Annotated in this window: 19 protein-coding genes and 1 pseudogene; 11 read left to right on the forward strand and 9 right to left on the reverse strand. The window is 44.6% G+C overall.

Features of this window, described 5'->3' with window-relative positions:
- Positions 1-3 precede the first annotated feature (3 nt).
- The 3 genes from ACXACN_RS03720 to lpdA are packed head-to-tail and all read left to right on the forward strand — an operon-like array spanning position 4 to position 3,721.
- On the forward strand, positions 4-981 hold the full coding sequence (locus ACXACN_RS03720) for an alpha-ketoacid dehydrogenase subunit beta (RefSeq protein WP_474962430.1): 978 nt from the start codon (positions 4-6) through the stop codon (positions 979-981).
- Positions 982-1,009: 28 nt separating this feature from the next.
- A complete protein-coding gene (locus tag ACXACN_RS03725) occupies positions 1,010-2,308 on the forward strand; it encodes a dihydrolipoamide acetyltransferase family protein (RefSeq protein WP_474962432.1) in 1,299 nt (432 codons plus the stop codon).
- Between the two features lie 3 nt (positions 2,309-2,311).
- Positions 2,312-3,721, forward strand: a complete 1,410-nt coding sequence (gene lpdA / locus ACXACN_RS03730) for a dihydrolipoyl dehydrogenase (protein ID WP_474962433.1) — start codon at positions 2,312-2,314, stop codon at positions 3,719-3,721.
- A 223-nt stretch (positions 3,722-3,944) separates the two neighbouring features.
- On the opposite strand, the gene ACXACN_RS03735 is transcribed toward lpdA, so the two are convergent.
- From ACXACN_RS03735 to ACXACN_RS03745, 3 genes are all read right to left on the reverse strand, one after another.
- Complete coding sequence (locus tag ACXACN_RS03735; RefSeq protein ID WP_474962435.1) at positions 3,945-4,319, reverse strand: hypothetical protein; 375 nt, start codon at positions 4,317-4,319, stop codon at positions 3,945-3,947.
- Between the two features lie 307 nt (positions 4,320-4,626).
- Complete coding sequence (locus tag ACXACN_RS03740) at positions 4,627-6,162, reverse strand: glycine betaine uptake BCCT transporter (protein ID WP_474962436.1); 1,536 nt, start codon at positions 6,160-6,162, stop codon at positions 4,627-4,629.
- Positions 6,163-6,200: 38 nt separating this feature from the next.
- Positions 6,201-7,277, reverse strand: coding sequence for an FUSC family protein (locus ACXACN_RS03745; protein ID WP_474962438.1), 1,077 nt, complete (start codon positions 7,275-7,277; stop codon positions 6,201-6,203).
- Positions 7,278-7,415: 138 nt separating this feature from the next.
- Between ACXACN_RS03745 and ACXACN_RS03750 the strand changes: the two genes are divergently transcribed.
- Together ACXACN_RS03750 and ACXACN_RS03755 are read left to right on the forward strand one after the other, a co-directional pair.
- On the forward strand, positions 7,416-8,258 hold the full coding sequence (locus ACXACN_RS03750) for a polysaccharide deacetylase family protein (protein ID WP_474962440.1): 843 nt from the start codon (positions 7,416-7,418) through the stop codon (positions 8,256-8,258).
- A 192-nt stretch (positions 8,259-8,450) separates the two neighbouring features.
- Positions 8,451-8,564, forward strand: a complete 114-nt coding sequence (locus ACXACN_RS03755; RefSeq protein ID WP_089652758.1) for a GapA-binding peptide SR1P — start codon at positions 8,451-8,453, stop codon at positions 8,562-8,564.
- Positions 8,565-8,577: 13 nt separating this feature from the next.
- Here the strand turns inward: ACXACN_RS03755 and ACXACN_RS03760 are convergent, their stop codons facing one another.
- Positions 8,578-9,117: a hypothetical protein gene (locus ACXACN_RS03760; protein ID WP_474962442.1), complete on the reverse strand. Its 540-nt coding sequence runs from the start codon at positions 9,115-9,117 to the stop codon at positions 8,578-8,580.
- Positions 9,074-10,543, reverse strand: a complete 1,470-nt coding sequence (locus ACXACN_RS03765; protein ID WP_474962444.1) for an aminotransferase class I/II-fold pyridoxal phosphate-dependent enzyme — start codon at positions 10,541-10,543, stop codon at positions 9,074-9,076. Before ACXACN_RS03765 ends, ACXACN_RS03760 begins: the two co-directional genes overlap by 44 nt.
- A gap of 124 nt (positions 10,544-10,667) precedes the next feature.
- Between ACXACN_RS03765 and ACXACN_RS03770 the strand changes: the two are divergent.
- Together ACXACN_RS03770 and ACXACN_RS03775 are read left to right on the forward strand one after the other, a co-directional pair.
- Positions 10,668-11,626: pseudogene (locus tag ACXACN_RS03770) on the forward strand (NAD(P)H-dependent flavin oxidoreductase).
- 12 nt (positions 11,627-11,638) lie between these two features.
- Complete coding sequence (locus ACXACN_RS03775) at positions 11,639-11,911, forward strand: UPF0223 family protein (protein ID WP_474962446.1); 273 nt, start codon at positions 11,639-11,641, stop codon at positions 11,909-11,911.
- A gap of 36 nt (positions 11,912-11,947) precedes the next feature.
- Here ACXACN_RS03775 and ACXACN_RS03780 read toward each other — a convergent pair whose 3' ends face one another.
- On the reverse strand, positions 11,948-12,586 hold the full coding sequence (locus ACXACN_RS03780) for a YktB family protein (protein ID WP_474962448.1): 639 nt from the start codon (positions 12,584-12,586) through the stop codon (positions 11,948-11,950).
- A gap of 180 nt (positions 12,587-12,766) precedes the next feature.
- Here ACXACN_RS03780 and ACXACN_RS03785 point away from each other — a divergent pair, with 180 nt between their 5' ends.
- Both ACXACN_RS03785 and ACXACN_RS03790 read left to right on the forward strand, forming a co-directional pair.
- Positions 12,767-12,955, forward strand: a complete 189-nt coding sequence (locus ACXACN_RS03785) for a hypothetical protein (protein WP_160912958.1) — start codon at positions 12,767-12,769, stop codon at positions 12,953-12,955.
- A gap of 705 nt (positions 12,956-13,660) precedes the next feature.
- A complete protein-coding gene (locus tag ACXACN_RS03790) occupies positions 13,661-14,470 on the forward strand; it encodes an inositol monophosphatase family protein (protein ID WP_474962450.1) in 810 nt (269 codons plus the stop codon).
- A 38-nt stretch (positions 14,471-14,508) separates the two neighbouring features.
- Here ACXACN_RS03790 and ACXACN_RS03795 read toward each other — a convergent pair whose 3' ends face one another.
- Positions 14,509-14,697 (reverse strand): DUF5325 family protein, encoded by a 189-nt coding sequence (locus ACXACN_RS03795; RefSeq protein WP_474962451.1) that lies wholly within the window; start codon positions 14,695-14,697, stop codon positions 14,509-14,511.
- A 121-nt stretch (positions 14,698-14,818) separates the two neighbouring features.
- Between ACXACN_RS03795 and ACXACN_RS03800 the strand changes: the two genes are divergently transcribed.
- Positions 14,819-15,199 (forward strand): YlaH-like family protein, encoded by a 381-nt coding sequence (locus ACXACN_RS03800; RefSeq protein ID WP_474962453.1) that lies wholly within the window; start codon positions 14,819-14,821, stop codon positions 15,197-15,199.
- A 694-nt stretch (positions 15,200-15,893) separates the two neighbouring features.
- On the opposite strand, the gene ACXACN_RS03805 is transcribed toward ACXACN_RS03800, so the two are convergent.
- Positions 15,894-16,097, reverse strand: coding sequence for a YlaI family protein (locus ACXACN_RS03805; protein WP_474962454.1), 204 nt, complete (start codon positions 16,095-16,097; stop codon positions 15,894-15,896).
- A 129-nt stretch (positions 16,098-16,226) separates the two neighbouring features.
- On the opposite strand from ACXACN_RS03805, the gene ACXACN_RS03810 reads away from it, so the two are divergent.
- Positions 16,227-16,520, forward strand: a complete 294-nt coding sequence (locus ACXACN_RS03810; RefSeq protein ID WP_474966794.1) for a hypothetical protein — start codon at positions 16,227-16,229, stop codon at positions 16,518-16,520.
- A gap of 34 nt (positions 16,521-16,554) precedes the next feature.
- On the opposite strand, the gene ACXACN_RS03815 is transcribed toward ACXACN_RS03810, so the two are convergent.
- Positions 16,555-17,142 (reverse strand): YhcN/YlaJ family sporulation lipoprotein, encoded by a 588-nt coding sequence (locus tag ACXACN_RS03815; RefSeq protein WP_474962455.1) that lies wholly within the window; start codon positions 17,140-17,142, stop codon positions 16,555-16,557.
- Positions 17,143-17,156: the final 14 nt, after the last annotated feature.

Raw genomic sequence — 17,156 nt, forward strand, 5'->3', positions numbered from 1 at the left:
ATCATGGCACAAATGACAATGATCCAAGCCATCACAGACGCGATGCGCACAGAACTTAAAAATGATGACAACGTGCTTGTTTTCGGTGAAGACGTTGGTCAGAACGGCGGAGTTTTCCGTGCGACTGAAGGTCTTCAAAAAGAATTCGGCGAAGATCGTGTATTCGATACACCACTAGCTGAATCCGGAATCGGCGGTATGTCCATCGGGCTTGCCCTTACAGGTTTCCGCCCAGTACCTGAAATCCAATTCTTCGGTTTCGTATACGAAGTTATGGATGCAATCAGTGGTCAAATGGCACGCTATCGTTACCGCTCTGGTGGTACACGTCCAATGCCGATTACTGTTCGTTCTCCATTCGGCGGCGGTGTACACACACCAGAACTTCACGCAGACAGCCTTGAAGGTCTAATGGCTCAACAGCCTGGTCTTCGTGTAGTCATTCCATCTAATCCATATGATGCGAAAGGTCTATTGATCTCTTCCATCCGTAATAACGATCCTGTAATTTTCCTTGAGCACATGAAGCTTTACCGTTCTTTCCGTGAAGAAGTGCCGGAAGAAGAATACACAGTAGATCTTGATAAAGCTGCAATTAAGCGCGAAGGTACAGATGTTACTCTTGTTGCTTATGGCGCAATGGTTCACTCTTCCCTTAAAGCGGCAGAAGAACTTGAGAAAGACGGAATCAGTGCAGAAGTCATTGACCTTCGTACTGTATCTCCAGTCGATTACGAAACAATCCTTGAATCTGTCAAGAAAACAAACCGTGCTGTTGTAGTCCAGGAAGCTCAAAAGCAAGCGGGTATCGCAGCGAACGTTGTTTCTGAAATTCAAGAAAAAGCCATCCTTCACCTTGAAGCGCCTGTATTGCGTGTAGCTGCACCAGACACTGTCTATGCATTCACACAAGCAGAAGAAGTATGGTTGCCAAATCACAACACGATCGTTGAAAAAGTCAACGACGTTATGAACTTTTAATCATCTCTAATTCTAGGAGGTAATAACCGTGGCATTCGAATTTAAACTGCCTGATATCGGTGAAGGTATCCACGAAGGTGAAATTGCGAAGTGGTTCGTCAAGCCTGGCGACGAAGTTAAAGAAGACGACGTACTTTGTGAAGTACAAAACGATAAAGCTGTAGTAGAAATCCCTTCCCAAGTAGATGGAACGGTCAAAGACATCCATGTGGACGAAGGTGAAACAACGACAGTCGGAACGGTCATCATCACGATCGATGATGGATCTGAGGATGCACCTGCTTCTGAAGAGCCTAAAGAAGAGCCGAAGGAAGAAAAAGAGGAAGCACCAAAAGAAGAAAGCAAAGAAGAAAAAGCTGAACAACCAGCTGCATCAGCAAACGATGGCGACGTTGACGAAGACCGCCGCGTTGTAGCGATGCCTTCTGTACGTAAATTTGCTCGCGAAAACGATGTCGACATCCGTAAGGTCCAAGGATCCGGCAAAAACGGCCGCGTGCTTAAAGAAGACGTTGAAAGCTTCATGAACGGTGGCCAAGCGGAAGCAGCTACTGAAGCTCCAGCTGATGAGAAGCAGGAAGAAGCAGCTTCTACTCAACAAGCAGCTCCTGCTGCAGGCGAAGCTTACCCTGAAACTCGTGAGAAGATGAGCGGAATCCGTAAAGCGATCTCCAAAGCTATGGTGAACTCCAAGCACACAGCTCCTCACGTAACGTTGATGGATGAAGTAGATGTATCTGAGCTTGTTGCTCACCGTAAGAAGTTCAAAGCGGTTGCAGCAGAACAAGAGATCAAGTTGACTTACCTTCCATACGTTGTGAAGTCTCTTGTATCTACTCTGAAGAAATATCCTGTTCTTAATACGTCCATTGACGACAATACGGATGAAATTATTCAGAAACACTACTATAATATTGGTATCGCTGCAGATACAGAGAAAGGCCTAATGGTTCCAGTTGTTAAAGACGCAGACCGTAAGTCCGTGTTCTCAATCTCAAGCGAAATCAACGAACTAGCTGTGAAAGCTCGTGACGGTAAACTATCATCTGAAGAAATGAAAGGTGCTTCCACTACAATTACGAATATCGGATCTGCCGGTGGTCAGTGGTTCACACCAGTCATCAACCACCCAGAAGTGGCGATCCTTGGTATCGGACGTATTGCAGACAAGCCAGTCGTACGCGATGGTGAGGTTGTAGTAGCTCCAGTTCTTGCGATTTCCCTAAGCTTCGACCACCGTATTATCGACGGTGCAACAGCTCAGCACGCAATGAACAACATCAAGCGTTTACTGAACGATCCACAACTAATCATGATGGAGGCGTAAAGTATGGTAGTAGGAGATTTCCCAATTGAACTAGATACGTTAGTTGTCGGTGCGGGTCCTGGCGGTTATGTTGCCGCCATCCGTGCTGCACAATCCGGTCAAAATGTAACCATTGTCGACAAAGGCAACCTTGGTGGCGTTTGTTTGAACGTCGGTTGCGTTCCATCTAAAGCGTTGATCCAAGCAGGTCACCGCTATGAACACGCCCAAGGCGCTGAAGACATGGGTATCAAGTCAGAAAACACAACCGTCGACTTTTCTAAAGTACAAGAGTGGAAAGGCGGCGTTGTAAACAAGCTGACTGGCGGTGTCGAAGGTCTTCTTAAAGGAAACAAAGTAGACATCGTTAAAGGTGAAGTTTACTTCGTAGATAAAAACACAGTCCGTGTCATGGATGAAAAGAATTCTCAAACGTACACGTTCAACAATTGCATCATTGCAACAGGTTCCCGTCCGATTGAGATTCCTTCATTCAAATTCTCTGACCGTGTTCTTGATTCTACAGGTGCCTTGAACCTGGATGAAATCCCGAACAAGATGGTCGTCATCGGCGGCGGTTACATCGGTACAGAGCTTGGTACGGCGTATGCAAACTTCGGTACAGAAGTAACCATTCTTGAAGGTACGAAAGATATCCTTGGCGGATTTGAGAAGCAAATGTCTTCCATCGTCAAGAAGCGCCTGAAGAAGAAGGGTGTAGACGTAGTTACTGAAGCTATGGCTCAAGGTGTTGAAGAGACGGAAAACGGCGTTACTGTTAAATATGAAGTAAAAGGTGAAGAGAAATCCATCGATGCTGATTACGTACTCGTAACCGTCGGTCGCCGTCCAAACACTGATGAAATCGGTCTTGAAGATCTAGGTGTCAAGATGTCTGATAAAGGCATCATCGAAATCGATAAACAGTGCCGTACTAGCATTGGTAACATCTATGCGATCGGTGATATCGTTGAGGGACCACCACTAGCTCATAAAGCTTCTTATGAAGGTAAAATCGCTGCAGAAGCGATTTCTGGTGAGAAGTCTGAGATCGATTATCTTGGAATTCCAGCTGTCGTATTCTCTGATCCAGAACTAGCTTCTGTTGGTTACACAGAGCAAGAAGCGAAAGATGCAGGCTACGACGTCAAAGCTTCTAAATTCCCATTTGCAGCAAACGGACGTGCGCTGTCTCTTAACGAAAGTGATGGCTTCTTGAAGCTTGTTACACGTAAAGAAGACGGACTTGTTATCGGTGCTCAAATCGCTGGTGCAAATGCAAGTGACATGATCGCTGAGCTTGGCTTAGCTATCGAGTCTGGCATGACTGCAGAAGACTTAGCCCTTACCATCCACGCTCACCCGACTCTAGGTGAGATCACGATGGAAGCAGCTGAAGTAGCGATTGATCAACCGATCCACATCGTGAAATAATGAAAAATAAAAAGCACGACAGGCTCATGAGGGCCTGTCGTGCTTTTTTGCATTGATCGGTAGGGGAGAGAACCTTCTGACTGATTTGCCCCTTCAGAAGTACGTCTAGTACCATATCACATTACAATGTCCTCCCTAAGTTTTCACTTGTTGTGATATTCTCTGCAGTAATGTTGTGGTAGATGCATAAAGCCACCCATACTTTTATGGGTGGCTTCGATATTTATTGAACCATTGCTATATGATTTTCCAATGTCATTAGGATTTCTTCTCGTGGGTTATCCCCTGATATGGTCGTGACCGTTTTCCCTTTTTCTTTCACTATAAGGACAGGTAAGTCTTCTGTCGGGATATTCAAGTCGTTTTTGTCCTTTTCCGTTTGTTCGAACTGCATGTTTGAACTGTCCTCCTGTTTTACTTTCCAATCGAGGAGGGCACTTAAATAATCTTGTGAGGCCTCTTCCTGGTCGGCTTCGGAGTATAAGTACACTTCATAATTCTCAGGTGTAGCTGTAAGTACTTGGACGGTTTCACCTTTATAAAGGCATCCTGCGAGTATAAATATAGCTAAGAAAGGTAGGAAAATACGATACATCATGGTTAGGCCCACTCCCTTGTCTTTGATCCATTTTAAGTGTAACAAGGAAAGAAGCAGAGGATAGAGATGTTACCGTTTTGTCATTGAATTGAAAGTCGTATGTTTTATTTTGACATTGAATGTAAAACCGTTGGGGGAGAACCCTAAATGCCAGCTCCATGAGACATATAAGCGATCGTAACCATTGAGGAGTGAAGAGGGGGAGAAGGTGGTCAAGGAAATCGACTTTCAGCTAAATAGATTGCTCAGGTAGTTTGTAAACGAAAAAGAACCCAGCCATTCGGTCTGGGTTCTTTTTTGATTTACATTATTTTGTTTTCTTCTTCAAGTCTACTTTCTTCGCTTCCTCCTGGAATGTCTTGAACAAGGAGAAGCAAATCAGAATCATGATGAAGGTGAACGGGAAGGCGGCGATAATTGCTGCCGTTTGCAGGGCACCTAACCCACCTTGCCACAATAATACAGCGGCGGCGCCGGCCTGAATAATACCCCAAGTGAATTTCACCTGGTTCTTAGGATTCAAGCTTCCGTTTGTCGTCTGCATGCCGAGTACAAATGTAGCGGAATCGGCAGAGGTTACGAAGAATGTACTGATCAGCAACAGCCCGATTACGGACATGACGGCACCTAGTGGAACGTTTTCCATCATAGAGAATAGAGCAACTTCTGTACCTAATTCACTGACATCAGAATAGATATCGACACCATCAAAGTATTCGAGAGAGATTGCTGTTCCACCGAACACAGAGAACCATAGGGCACCGAAGACCGTTGGAACTAAAAGAACGCCAAGGATAAATTCACGGATCGTACGACCGCGGGAAACACGGGCAATAAACGTACCTACGAATGGAGCCCAGGAAATCCACCAAGCCCAGTAGAAAATCGTCCAACCTTGAACCCATGAATTGTCTTCAGCAAATGGTGTCAGACGGAAACTCATGTACGGCAAGTCGCGTACGTAAGAACCGAATGTTGTCGTGAAGTAATCCATAATAAAGTTTGTCGGACCTGCGAATAGCATGAATACCATCAAGCCGATCGCAAGGACAACGTTTGTATTACTGAGATACTTAATTCCTTTGTTTAGTCCAGTCATGGCAGAAACCATGAACAAGACGGTTACAACACCAATGATCGTTAATTGCAGCGTGAAGGTGTCTTCTAAGCCATCGATAGTGAAAGCAAGACCACTGGAGATCTGCAATGCACCTAAACCTAAGGAAGTCGCTACTCCGAAAATCGTTGCGAAAACAGCAATAAAGTCAATCAGGGTGCCTAGTGGACCTTTGACCCTTTTTTCACCTAGAACAGGTGTTAAAGCGGCACTGATGACTCCTGGTGCATCTTTTCTGAATTTAAAGTAAGCAAGAGCGAGGGCAAGTACAGCATAAATCGCCCAAGGGTGAAGACCCCAGTGGAAGAACGTGTACTTCATGGCGGACTGAGCCGCTTCTTCACTCATGGACTCCTGTCCAGGAATTGGTGGCGTATGGAAGTGGGAAAGCGGTTCTGCAGCTCCCCAGAATACAAGTCCAATCCCCATCCCCGCACTAAAGAGCATGGCAAACCATGTGATATAAGGGTATTCCGGTTCATCATCCGGCTTCCCTAACTTTAACTTTCCGTATTTCGAGAAGACTAAAAAGATAGCAAAAATCAAGAATCCAGTTGCTGACAATAAGTAGAACCATCCAAATTTATCGGTAAGGAAACCTTGGATCGTGGAAGTGACATTGGATAAGTTCCATGTCGGTAGTGTCGATTCAGGAATGATTCCCCAAACAATAAATAAGAGCGCAGCAACTACCGAAATGTAGAATACTTTCGTTACTTGTTTCATGAGAGACTTCCCTCCTAAGTATGATTTTGTTTTCCGCTTTACGACTGATCAGGTAAGTAACATTTTTTCACTAATTGCTCTTGTCTTTTTGACAAATTTTGCAACTCTTCCAAAACATCGTGAAAACAAAGCAATTCGTAAATCAAGATCGTCTGCGGTGGTAAATGGTGCCGGTAACCTGTCTGCTTTATGACATGGTCTTCTTTCCATTTCCAGAATGCATCGTCCAATTCATTCACCATCTCAAACTGCTTCTCAGTAATCGAGTGGGTCGGATCACATAGAACTCGATTGAACTCTTCCGTAAGTTCAAGCAAAAGCTCTTTTTCATGCGTGGTGAAATCTGAGGCTTTTGTTTGGACATACTGCAAGTTTCCGAGATGATACGCAATTTGTTGGAATGCCGCCAGTTTCCGCTGAGAGAGTTGGAAAGCGACCATTTCTTCTTCTGAGTGACGGTGATACTTCCACTCTTCTCTCTGGTATTGAGAAAGCTGGTTTGTCTTTTCGAGATGGGCTGTCAATTGTCGATAGGACCTCTGAATAACACGGGTTTTCTCTTTAGATTCTGCCGTTACGTCAGAAATTATTCGTTGCAAAAGCAGACCAGCATGATTATACAAACCATTGATGTTTTTGTAAATCATAGGCGAATAATTCGGTGGCAAAAGGAAGAAATTCACAATTGTCGAGACGATGATCCCAATGGAGGTAGTACCCAATCTTATGAAAAATGAAACCACGTATTGGTCTTGGAATTCAGGAATCATGGCTGTCGCCGTGATCGTGGCTACAAGAATTCCATCATCCAGTTTCAATTTGTGACAGACGGCTATCGTCACCATAGCTACAAGTGCGAAGGTCAACGCACCTTTTCCAAACAGCCCATAGAACGTTGTAGAGAGCAAGGCTCCAATGGCTGATGCAGGAAAACGCACGGCAGCTTTTTTAATCGAATCTGCAGCTGTGTGTTCAATCGTTACAATAGCTGTTATGACAGCAAATATGATGGGTAAATTAAAAAAACCGCAAATCAATGCAGTCAAAAAGACAGAAATCCCCGTTTTCAGTGTTCGGCTACCTAAAACTTTGAATTTTTTCAATGAATGTAGCATTTTAATCACCCATATGTATGAAGTCATGAGACCACGATAAAACATTATATAATATTTTACCCGAAAACGATAGAAAAAATGTTGAATGTTCTTTTATAATGGAGAAAGTGGAAATACATAACAGTGGAGGGGACATCAATGAAAACATGGACAAGCCTATGGATAGTACTCATTCTCCTGCTTTCTGCCTGCTCTGGGGCGGACAGTGAACAGGTTCAAAAAACTGGAGAGGAAGCAAAAGAAAAAGAGGCGACAGAAGAAGTGAGTGAGAATGAAGAGGATGGAAAAGAAACGGATCCTGAGGAGAAAGATGAAACGGAAGAACCAACTGAAGAAGTCATGAAAAATGTTGAACCCCAATATGAAATCACGGGGAACTGGTCATTCAAGCCGATTGGAGAGGCAAATCCAAAGGTCGCGCTTCTCACCATTGATGACGCACCAGATACTTATGCCGTAGAAATGGCTCAGACGTTGAAAGAAAAAGATGCACCTGCCATCTTTTTCGTGAATGGGCACTTCATTGATACACCAGAGGAAAAAGAAATGTTGAAAAAGATTCATGCAATGGGATTTGCCATCGGGAACCATACAGATTCACACGCGAGCTTACCAGAACTTACTGAAGAGGAACAAAGAGAGGAAATCGTCGGTTTGAGCGATAAAATTGAAGAGGTCATTGGCGAACGTCCCGTTTTTTTCCGTGCACCATTTGGGCAGAATACCGACTTTTCTAAGCAATTGGCTGAAGAAGAAGGGATGCTCCTTATGAATTGGACGTATGGGTATGATTGGGAAAGTGAATACCAGGACGCCCAAGCTCTTGCTGATATCATGGTGAACACACCGCTCTTAAGTGATGGTGCTAACTTGCTCATGCATGACAGGGAATGGACATCTGAAGCGCTCGGTCCGATAGCAGAAGGTTTGCGAGAAAAAGGCTATGAGCTGTTAGATCCCTCACTCATTCAAACACCATAATCGGAAGATCACTCTGCGGAGTGATCTTTTTTTGGGCTAAATGATCAATCATCATCATATACTGATAGGAAGAGAATTTATTAGTATGACACATTTTATAAAAAGTTATACTTTTGGGCTTGATTTTTCGATTGTGCCATATTAGAATAAAGTTACGTTGAAAACGATTACAAATATGGGGAGTGGATGTGAATGGGTACGATCGTATGTCAAGACTGTCAGAAGGTAATTGAGCACTACGAAAATGAGAAGGTTTCTACTCTTTACAGCACCTGTCCGACTTGCAACAAACCAGAAGATAAATAAATCGTACGCTCTGTTAAATGGGGGCATTCTTTCTGAGAAGGAAGCATAAACGAGGAAGATCCAGGTTAATGACCTGGATCTTTTTTCGTGTAGGGATTTCCGAATCGAGGAAATCCCTACGCGCGCAAGAAGAGAGAAACGCGCGCAAGAAGAGAGAAACGCGCGCAAGAAGAGAGAAACGCGCGCAAGAAGAGAGAAACGCGCGCAAGAAGAGAGAAACGCGCGCAAGAAGAGAGAAACGCGCGCAAGAAGAGAGAAACGCGCGCAAGAAGAGAGAAACGCGCGCAAGAAGAGAGAAACGCGCGCAAGAAGAGAGAAACGCGCGCAAGAAGAGAGAAACGCGCGCAAGAAGAGAGAAACGCGCGCAAGAAGAGAGAAACGCGCGCAAGAAGAGAGAAACGCGCGCAAGAAGAGAGAAACGCGCGCAAGAAGAGAGAAACGCGCGCAAGAAGAGAGAAGCACGTGCAAAGATTAGACAAACAAAAAAGAAGCCCAAGGCAGGCTTCTTTTTATTTGAACGCACGTTGTTCGCGAATGACTTGGATCGTTTCAAGAGTGTCATCCTCTGGACCTTGTACAGGAAGGCCGGCTTCAACATTTTCATGTATATAGTCAATGTTCTCCTGGGTGATGATTTCTCCTGGTATAAAGATCGGGATACCGGGAGGATACACCATGACGAATTCGGCGCTGATTCTTCCGACAGCTTCTTTTAGTAGCACCGTCTCTGTTGAAGAGTAGAAGGCCTCTCTTGGAGAAAGAGCGAGCACAGGGATCTCAGGAACCTTCACTCGAATGTTTTCGGTCGCTTCTTTGTCAGAGTGCTCTTGGGAAAGTTTATCTAGAGCCATTACTAATGCGTCGATATCTTCTTCCATATCACCTGGGGTGACGATACATAAAATGTTGTACAAATCGGAGAGTTCCACTTCGATGTTTGCGTTCTCCCGGAGCCAAACTTCTACGTCATACCCGGATAACCCGAGCTTCTTCACAGAAATGATCAATTTGGTCGGGTCAAAGTCTACCGTGGCATTGCTTGTTAATATTTCATCTCCTGGACAATATATGCCGGGAATTTCATTCAATCTTCTTCTCGCATCGTCAGCGAGGCGAAGCGTTTTTTCCATCAACTCCCGTCCGTGAATAGCGAGATGTCTCCTTGCTGCATCAAGGCTGGCGAGTAAAAGGTAAGAAGTCGAAGTTGTGTGAAGCATGGACAAAATCGCTTGAACCCTCTCATGGGAAACAAGTCCTTCTCGTAAATTCAACACGGAACTTTGTGTCAGTGATCCTCCAAGCTTATGCACACTCGTAGCAGCCATATCTGCTCCTGCCTGCATGGCAGAAAGAGGGAGCCGCTCATGAAAGTGGATGTGCACGCCGTGCGCTTCATCAACAAGGACAGGGATATCATAATTATGAGCAATGTTGACGATCTTTTTCAAATCGGCAGACACTCCGAAATAGGTCGGATTGATGACGAGCAGTCCCTTCGCATCGGGGTGTGCTTCACAGGCTTTTTGAACGGCTTCTGACGTGATGCCGTGAGAAATTCCGAAGCGATCGTCCAGTTCCGGATGAATAAAGACAGGTTTTGCTCCTGAAAAAATAATTGCGGTTGTAACAGATTTATGGACATTCCTCGGAACGATGATTTTATCACCAGGATGACAGACACTCATGATCATTGTCATGATCGCACCAGACGTCCCCTGGACTGAAAAGAACGTGTAGTCTGCGCCGAACGCTTCTGCAGCGAGGTCCTGCGCCCGTTTAATCATGCCTTGTGGGTGGTGCAGGTCATCCAGTGGTTCAATGTTAATCAAATCAATGGAAAGGGCTTGTTCTCCGATGAACGATCGGAATTCTTCATCCATTCCTTTTCCACCTTTGTGACCAGGAATATGAAATTGGACCGGCTTGCGGTCTCTATGTTTTTTTAACCCTGTGAACAGGGGAGTTTCGTGTTGGTTCATTTGTGTTTCCACCTCTTTAAAATAGAAAAGCACATGAATTATAGCAGGTTCCTCGATCGCTTGCTAGTCTTTTGTGTATCCTTTTTCCAATCATGCTAAAATGAAACTTAAGGGAGGGGTTCTTATGGAATGGAAAACTCGCGTGACCGAAGCTTTAGGCATTACATACCCGATCATCCAAGGAGGACTTGCACATCTCGCTTATTCTGAACTGGCGGCAGCTGTCTCAAATGCCGGGGGACTTGGTCAATTAACCGCGATGAGCATGGAAGGACCGGATCAATTGAGAAAAGAAATTGATACGGTAAGAGAGAAAACAAGCCAACCTTTTGGTGTGAATTTTGCAATTGGTCAACACGGTCGTCCGTTCGAAGAAATGGTACAGACAGCCGTTGAGAAAAGGGTACCTGTCATCTCTGTAACAGGTGGAAATCCTGCACCAGTCCTTGAACTTGTCCAAGGAACAGGGATCAAAACCCTCGTTCTAGTAGCGGCCAGAAGACAGGCGGTTAAAGCAGAAGAGTTAGGTGCAGACGCGGTCATGGTTGTCGGTCATGAAGGCGGTGGACACCTCGGCCGGGACGATGTCGGAACATTTGTCTTACCCCCCAGGTCGTAGATGCCGTGAATATACCAGTCATTGCATCTGGGGGAGTCGGAGATGGCAGAGGCTTAATGGCTGCGCTTGCTTTAGGAGCGGAAGGCGTAGAAATGGGCACGCGGTTTATTGCTACAAAAGAGTGTGTTCATGCCCATCCCACTTATTTAAATGCGTTGATCGAAGCGGATGAAACCTCGACCACCGTCATTAAAATGAGTTTGAAAGCCCCAGCACGTGCCTTGAAAAATGAATGGACCTCGCGTATTTTAGAGTTGGAAGAAGAACAAGTTGGGTACGAAGGCTTGAAATCGTACATCAGCGGGGAAGCGAATAAAAAGTTCATTTATGATGGAGAACAAGCCTATGGGTTTGGCTGGGCTGGTCAAGTGGCTTCAAGGATCCATGATGTTCCCTCGGTTGATGATTTGTTCAAACGAATCATGACAGAAGCGGAAGAAATCCGGAACCGATGGAGCAAGTAAGGAGGAAATAAAATGAGTTATGCGTATCCAATCGATGAAGTTTATTGGTCAAAAGAAGAGATTATTGATGCCGTCAATTTTTACAGTATGGTCGAGCAAGCTTATGAAAAAGGTGTCGATCGTGATGAGTTGATGCTCGCCTACACACGGTTTAAACAGATTGTCCCGTCTAAAAGTGAAGAGAAAACTCTCTGCGGCCAATTTGAAAAAGAATCCGGCTATTCTTGCTACCGTGCGGTTAAACAAGCGAAAGGCCTGAATAAAGGCGATAAAGTAAAGATGTAAACGAAAAAAAGGCGCTCCTATCCGGGCGCCTTTTCATTATTGATCCAATTGTTTGGTGTAGCGGTATAAAGGTTCTAATGTTTGAAATGTTTCCTTACAAAGCTCAAGGAAAGCTTCTGGATCCTTCAAACGTGCGTCTCCTCGTTTAATGTTCCTGCCACACAAAATCTCTGCTTTCTTCACAGATTTCAGTCTTTCGGTCATACTTAAGAACTTGTCCTCACCTACATCGGAATGAGGGATACTGTCAGGCTTTGTATGATCAATCGACCACACATATTCCTCGGGGATTTGTTGAAGAACTTCTTCTTTATTTTGCTCCAATTTATAGGCGAAATCCTGTTTGATGGGGCTCTCATAGATCACCGCAAACCAAATAAACACGTGAGACTCCCACAAGCCGATTTGGAAGTGAGGGAGCTTCTTATATCCGCGCTTGTTTGAAGCGAGTGCCGCCCAGGTATCATTCGGAGGGTTCGTTTTCCGACGCAAGTGTTTGGCTACGTGAACGAACATTTCGTCCCCTGTCATCGCAGTCACGTCCGCTGCTAGTTCTGTCGCGACAGCTTCAAGCTTCGGAGAAATCTGCTCTCGTAAAGCTTCCATTCTATTTTCTAATCCTGGAATAGAGAAAACGTCAAAGTCTTCTTGTGTAAATCCGTTAAATGTTGTCATTCCATCAACTCCTCCATACATTCGACATTATTCTAACACAAGTAACAAAAGTTACTATAGTGATGTGTTCGCTTGGTTTGAATGAAGTAAAAATGGGTTACATATAAGTAATCTAATTGAAACTTCTGTCGCTAATGTCACATATATATAAAGTAAGGATTTGAAAGGGAGGGATTAGCAGTGAAACATGTCATGGAAGCATTGCGTAAAAGAGAAGCTGAAGAGAAGCTCCCGGTAATCCGTATGGAAATTGATTACGAATTGGTGACCTTGCACGATGCCATGATTGCCGGAGATGTCGAACAAATAAAGAAAACAAAAAGAAGACTCTCTGAACTTCGTAAGCAACTTATTGAATGGTCCTTATGAGCGCGAGCAACACTATAGTTGCTCGTCTTTTTTGTTTTCTTTTAATTTTCCAAGTTCTATTGAAGAAAATGGCAGGATTGTGGAAGACTTGATTTCGAGACTTTACGTGGTTCGTTTGCCGTGGGAGGCGTCAGGGGTGGCTGGGAAGCAACTCGCTTTCCTGCGGGGATGACGGCAAGCCTCCTCGAGCTAAAGCTCTGCGGGGTCTCGCCAGCCAATCCATTCCCGCGGGAGTCTCGCAGCTTCCCAACCACCCCATTCTTTAATGTGAGAAACGAACCCCTATACCAGGAAGAAGCCTCTTCCACCATCACTATCTATAGCAAGAAAGAGCTCTATAACAAGCGATTATGAGCACGATCCATACGATGGAAGCTTTGTGATATAGCTCCTAATACGTATAGATAGCGCCTAATTCTGGAAGTGGTTTCGAGATACCTATAAGGCAAAGGGGCGGAGGGGAATGGCGAGACTCCTGCGGGAAAAAAGTGCAGGGTGAGACCCCACAGGACGCATTCCGAGGAGGCTCACCGCGCTCCCGCGGAAAGCGAGTCATTCCCCGCAGCCCCCATCCACTCAACAAACGTCTTGAAACTGAGTCTTCTACTATAGGGAGCTTTCGTTGGACAGGGGGGCGGATTTGATGCAATGTTGTGTTCGTTTTGGTACGATAAAGATTGATACTTATAAAAGGGGTACGATGTTATGGATCAACAGAAAAAGAACGAGATTTTTGAAAACGCAAAAGCTTGGGTCTTGGAAGCTGGTGAACGAATCAAAGCCAACATTGATTCGCCACGATCCATTGAAACGAAATCCAACCCGAACGACCTTGTCACAGAAATGGACCAGGAAACCGAACAATTTTTCGCGAAGAAAATCAATGATACGTATCCGGATCATTACCTGTTAGGAGAAGAGGGGTTCGGTGACGAAATAGAAGACCTCGGCGGAACCGTCTGGATTGTAGATCCCATTGATGGAACGATGAATTTCGTTCATCAGAAAAGAAATTTCGCCATTTCAATCGGAATATACTATGACGGTGTCGGTGAAATCGGCTTGATTTACAATGTGATGGATGATTTGTTGTATACAGCCAAACGAGGAGAAGGCGCCTATAAAAACGAAGAAAAGCTACCTCAGCTTGATCAAAAGCGTCCATTGGATCAGTCCATCCTCGCGCTTAATACTTCCTGGTTGATACCGGAAAATCCCCACGTGGATCACAAAGGAATGGAAGATCTCGTGAAAAAACTACGCAGTACGAGGTCTTATGGTTCGGCCGCCCTAGAATTTGCTTTTGTAGCAGAAGGACTGTTGGATGGTTACTTAACGATGACATTAATGCCATGGGATTACGCTGCTGGAAGTATTATCGTCCGTGAGGTTGGTGGGATCGTTACCCGTGCGGATCGAGAAGAGTTGGACTTGTTAAATAAGACGACAGTCCTTGCATCCCGGTCGAATATTCATGAAGAGATATCCACCGATTACGTTCGTTTGAAGAAATAAAAGAAAGCGGCCTCGATCGAGGTCGCTTTCTGCATGAATCAGGACGTCTGCTGTTGTTTTCTTTTTCTTCTCAACCCTACACTCATAAGCGCAAATCCTGAAAAGAAAAGGACGGCTGCAAGCCAGAAGATTTCTTGGCCGATAGCAAATCCGACTGCAATAAACGATAAAATAACGAGACTGGCTAAAAGTGCTGTGTTCATATGAAAGTTTTTCAAAAGGCTCACCTCTATTCAAGTTTATTATATAGGATTTGAAGAAATAATGAAAATGGTTTCACGGGTAGCATCTGGCAGGCGTTTCTAGTATGATAGAAAACAGAATAGGGGATCCATGAGGAGGAACATCATGAACGATATGTCCACATTACCTGTACCGACAGACCTATGGCCTGTCGCCGATTTCTTTTTCCGGGGATTCGGAAGTGAAGTGAACTTAAATGATGAAAGCGAAGTGACGATGCTCTTTCGCTCTTTCATGCTTTTATACTTAACCACTGTTATTCTTGCTATCATTACATTCAAACTTGGTTTCGCTAAAAAATTACCTTTGATGAAGACGATTGTCGTTTATTCCGTTCTTATTATAGGTACATTTATATTAACGTTGATTCTTGGATTGAATTTACCCCTTCCTGAAAGTTTGGTAGTGGCAGCATTAATCCTTGGTATCTACCGGCTCAGGCTTCATAGAGAACGCGGAGGCCGCCAGCAAAACGAGTCATCCTAACCCAAAAAACCCCTTCCTTATTAACTCAGGAAGGGGGTTTTTCATTTACACTGATCTCTATTAAAGAAAATGTCCACTAAACCGTTACTAAAGAAAACGGCAGGATTGTGGAAGACTCGGTGTAGAGATATTTCAGGGTTAGTTGCTGAATTGAGCGTTAGGGGTGGTTGGGAAGCCACTCGCTTTCCTTTGGTGATTGAGGCAAGCCTGCTTCGCACTGCGGGGTCTCGCCAGCCAATCCATTCCCGGGGGAGTCTCGCATCTTCCTAATGACCCCGTTCGATTATGTGAGAAATGAACCCCTATACCAGCAAGGTGTATCTTCCACCATCACTACCTATAGCAAGAAAAGGCTCTATTGTAAGTGGTTATGAGTTTATCCATACAATGGAAGCTTTGTGTTACAGTTCCTATACTTATAGAACGCACCTAATTCTGAAAGTGGTTTGGAGATACTTATTAGGCCGAGGGGCGGTGGGGAATGGCGAGACTCCTGCGGGAAAAAAGTGCAGGATGAGACCCCACAGGACGTAGTCCGAGGAGGCTCACCGCGCTCCCGCGGAAAGCGAGCTATTCCCCGCAGCCCTATCCACTCAACAAAAGTCTCGAAACTTAGTCTTCAAGAAAAGGGAGCTTTTGTTTAACTGTGAATATGTATAAAAAAGAGAGAGGCAGGGCCTCTCTCTTTGGGTAATTAGCTTAAATGCTTTTCTTTTTTACGCTCTCTGTTAAAACGGAAGTTTCCGGTAGCTAAGCGTTTATTGGTGTTTTCTTCAATACGATCGTGGCAGGATTGACACATGTACGTGTGAATCCGGCGATTCCGCAGTCGTTTCGCTTGCAGGCAGTAGCTGTCGATTTTTTCAATTTCATCGCAAATGACGCATTGTACACGCATCTTTTTCACCTCTATTTTTCCATTCGATTACATATAGTTTAACATAGGATGATTTTTATAAATAGATGAGATTTCCACGTTTGACATCTAAGGTGAATGGGAACTGTAATTACAGAAGTAGAGGAAAGGATGATTTGTTTGAGAAAACGTTGGATTTTTACCGCCATTGGTGCCACTCTTGGAGGAACGCTTGCTTATTTCTTAAAAGATGAGGACAAGCGTCAGCAAGTGAAAGACAAAGCAAAATCAATCCAGAACAATCTAAGTAATACAGAGGATTTGCCGATTGAAGAAGCTGGTAAACCTGAAACCGCCTCTCTGGATAATTCAGACATGGTAGCAGAAGGATCTCAATTTGGAGTCCAATACTATAATGAGTTAACAGAAAAAGAAAGAGAAATCCTTGAGAAAAGCAACAGCTAAATCCCGACGAGGATTTAGCTGTTTTTCTGTCCGTTTAGTTTTGTTTTGATTGCTCTTTTTCAATTTTTTCCAGCTGTTCTTGATCTTTCTGAGGAACAGAATCCTGGTTTGAGTTCGATTGCGGTTGATCATCAACCGACCCACTCGGCATATAACGCCCAACGATTTGACTCAGCTCGTCGGTGACGGCTTCCACTGGGTGGCCTTCCGCCATCTTTTGGCCAAGGCCTCTTAGTCGCTCTACGCCGTCTGCATCTGCGATGACAGCTGCTTGTTTTCCGTATGGGTCATGTTTCAACGCCTCTGCTACAGAGTATTTGATTACTCCTACGCGGGAGCGGTCCAGATCTTTGTCCACATCAATTCCGACGACTACATAGTTGCCGAGGACAAGAGCTGTTGCATCATGAACATCCGGGACTTGAACGGCCAGCTTAGCTAAATGTCTGGCTGCTTGCTGACTCGTCATGCTTTTCTTTTCCACCGGATCAGAATCCGTGACATACTTTAACTCAGGATCATTTTGTCGCTCTTGAAGCAGTGACTCTTCACCGCCGTTTTGCTGACACGCAACTAAGGCTATAAGAGCTGCTAACCAAATCAATCGTTTCAAAGGAATCACCACTTTTTTTTATT

This window comes from Halobacillus sp. AWM4_238 (genome assembly GCF_056158265.1).

Coding starts and splice junctions, on each gene's coding strand:
- ACXACN_RS03720 (WP_474962430.1), top strand. CDS start 4: ATGGCACAAATGACAATGATCCAAGCCATCACAGACGCGATGCGCACA.
- lpdA (WP_474962433.1), top strand. CDS start 2,312: ATGGTAGTAGGAGATTTCCCAATTGAACTAGATACGTTAGTTGTCGGT.
- ACXACN_RS03735 (WP_474962435.1), bottom strand. CDS start 4,319: ATGATGTATCGTATTTTCCTACCTTTCTTAGCTATATTTATACTCGCA.
- ACXACN_RS03740 (WP_474962436.1), bottom strand. CDS start 6,162: ATGAAACAAGTAACGAAAGTATTCTACATTTCGGTAGTTGCTGCGCTC.
- ACXACN_RS03745 (WP_474962438.1), bottom strand. CDS start 7,277: ATGCTACATTCATTGAAAAAATTCAAAGTTTTAGGTAGCCGAACACTG.
- ACXACN_RS03750 (WP_474962440.1), top strand. CDS start 7,416: ATGAAAACATGGACAAGCCTATGGATAGTACTCATTCTCCTGCTTTCT.
- ACXACN_RS03755 (WP_089652758.1), top strand. CDS start 8,451: ATGGGTACGATCGTATGTCAAGACTGTCAGAAGGTAATTGAGCACTAC.
- ACXACN_RS03765 (WP_474962444.1), bottom strand. CDS start 10,543: ATGAACCAACACGAAACTCCCCTGTTCACAGGGTTAAAAAAACATAGA.
- ACXACN_RS03775 (WP_474962446.1), top strand. CDS start 11,639: ATGAGTTATGCGTATCCAATCGATGAAGTTTATTGGTCAAAAGAAGAG.
- ACXACN_RS03780 (WP_474962448.1), bottom strand. CDS start 12,586: ATGACAACATTTAACGGATTTACACAAGAAGACTTTGACGTTTTCTCT.
- ACXACN_RS03790 (WP_474962450.1), top strand. CDS start 13,661: ATGGATCAACAGAAAAAGAACGAGATTTTTGAAAACGCAAAAGCTTGG.
- ACXACN_RS03800 (WP_474962453.1), top strand. CDS start 14,819: ATGAACGATATGTCCACATTACCTGTACCGACAGACCTATGGCCTGTC.
- ACXACN_RS03805 (WP_474962454.1), bottom strand. CDS start 16,097: ATGCGTGTACAATGCGTCATTTGCGATGAAATTGAAAAAATCGACAGC.
- ACXACN_RS03810 (WP_474966794.1), top strand. CDS start 16,227: ATGATTTGTTTGAGAAAACGTTGGATTTTTACCGCCATTGGTGCCACT.